A 436-nucleotide genomic window follows, 5' to 3' on the forward strand; every position below is an offset into this window, starting at 1 on the left:
GCCTACTGGAACCTGTTCTGCCTCGGCCAGGCGCTCATGCCCCTGATCGAAGACACGGAACTCGCCCAGGCCGCGCTGGAGCCCTACCGTTCCCTCTTCCCGGCGGAATACATGGGCCGCATGCGGGACAAGCTCGGCCTGGCGGCAGCGGCCGAGGGCGATGCTCAGCTGGTGGACGACCTGCTCGCGCTGCTCGCCGCGAGCGCGGTCGACTACACCATCTTCTGGCACCGGCTCTCGCAGGCCGTGGCCGCGCAGGATTTCTCGCCGGTGCGCGACCTCTTCCCGGACCGCGCCGGCTGGGACGCCTGGGCCGCGCGCTATACGGAGCGCCTCGCCCGCGAAGACCGGCCGCAGGCCGCGGCCCGGATGCAGCGCACCAACCCGCGCTTCGTGCTGCGCAACCACCTGGGCGAACTGGCCATCCGCGCCGCCA

Annotated in this window: 1 protein-coding gene; it reads left to right on the top strand. The window is 72.0% G+C overall.

Translation table 11 applies throughout. The annotated features are described in order from the left end of the window. Positions 1-436: protein adenylyltransferase SelO family protein (locus tag FJV41_RS57425; protein ID WP_181791599.1), on the top strand; the 436-nt coding region annotated here is incomplete at both ends.

Origin of the sequence: Myxococcus llanfairpwllgwyngyllgogerychwyrndrobwllllantysiliogogogochensis (assembly GCF_006636215.1) — a bacterium.
In the GTDB taxonomy this organism is placed as follows: Bacteria; Myxococcota; Myxococcia; order Myxococcales; family Myxococcaceae; genus Myxococcus; species Myxococcus llanfairpwllgwyngyllgogerychwyrndrobwllllantysiliogogogochensis.